This window comes from Ralstonia flaminis (assembly GCF_958415495.1).
Taxonomy (GTDB): Bacteria; Pseudomonadota; Gammaproteobacteria; order Burkholderiales; family Burkholderiaceae; genus Ralstonia; species Ralstonia flaminis.
Map to the genome: position 1 here is coordinate 1 of NZ_CATZLL010000040.1, position 1,155 is coordinate 1,155.

General features: G+C 59.8%; 1 protein-coding gene and 1 pseudogene. Both read right to left on the reverse strand.

Going from position 1 to position 1,155, the window contains the following annotated elements:
- Nucleotides 1-430 (reverse strand): annotated as a pseudogene (locus R2N11_RS26340) (copper resistance protein B); the annotation flags it as partial.
- A 19-nt stretch (nt 431-449) separates the two neighbouring features.
- Nucleotides 450-1,155: multicopper oxidase domain-containing protein (locus R2N11_RS26345; protein ID WP_280818574.1), on the reverse strand; the 706-nt coding region annotated here is incomplete at its 5' end.

The following is a 1,155-nucleotide window of genomic DNA, read 5'->3' on the forward strand; positions in this document are numbered from 1 at the left end:
GGTCCATACCCTGCATTGAGCCCTGGTCCATACCCTGCATCGAGCCATGGTCCATACCCTGCATCGAGCCATGGTCCATACCCTGCATCGAGCCATGGTCCATACCCTGCATTGAGCCCTGGTCCATACCCTGCATTGAGCCCTGGTCCATACCCTGCATTGAGCCCTGGTCCATACCCTGCATCGAGCCATGGTCCATACCCTGCATCGAGCCATGGTCCATACCCTGCATCGAGCCATGGTCCATGCCCTGCTTCGAGCCATGGTCCATGCCCTGCATCGAGCCATGGGCAGTCGGCCGAGTGCTGGCGCCCGAGCTTGGCGCCATGGCGTCGTAGGTAGCTGTAGATTCCTGTGCCGACGCGGCGTTGATGCCGACAACGGCCAAGGCAACTGCCAATGCTGTCTTAACGTGCTTATGCGTGGTCATTTGACTTGTCGATCCGGGCTTAGGCGACGATCACTTCACGGAACATACCTGCATCCATATGCAGCATGAGATGGCAATGCCAAGCCCATCGTCCCAGAGCGTCAGCCGTGACAAGGAAGCTAACGCGCTGCGCGGGCTGCACCGGAATCGTGTGCCTGCGCGCCAAGAATGTACCGTCCGGCGCCTCGAGTTCGCTCCACATCCCATGCATGTGCATCGGGTGCGTCATCATCGTATCGTTGTGAAGGATGACGCGAAGACGCTCCCCATAGCGGAAATGGACGGGGGTTGATTTGCCGAACTCAACGCCGTCGAGCGACCATGCGTAGCGCTCCATGTTGCCGGTCAAATGCAACTCCACCTCGCGCTGCGGGCTGCGGGCGTCCATGGGGCCGCCGATCGTATGCATGTCCTGCAGGACCAGCACGCGTCGCCCATTGTTGCGCAGCCCAATGCCGGGATCGTCGAGGTTTGTCCGCGCCATATCGACATGCATGTCGGTGCTTGGACCGTACTCTGTTCGCGCATGACGGGCCTTCTTGCTCGGCACCTTCAAGGAGTTTGCGACGTTGCCCTGCATCGTTCCATGCTGGCTGTGGTCCATGACCATGGCGCCATGGTCCATCCCAGACATCCCAGACATCCCAGACATCCCAGACATCCCAGACATCCCAGACATCCCAGACATCCCAGACATCCCAGACATCCCAGACATCCCAGACATC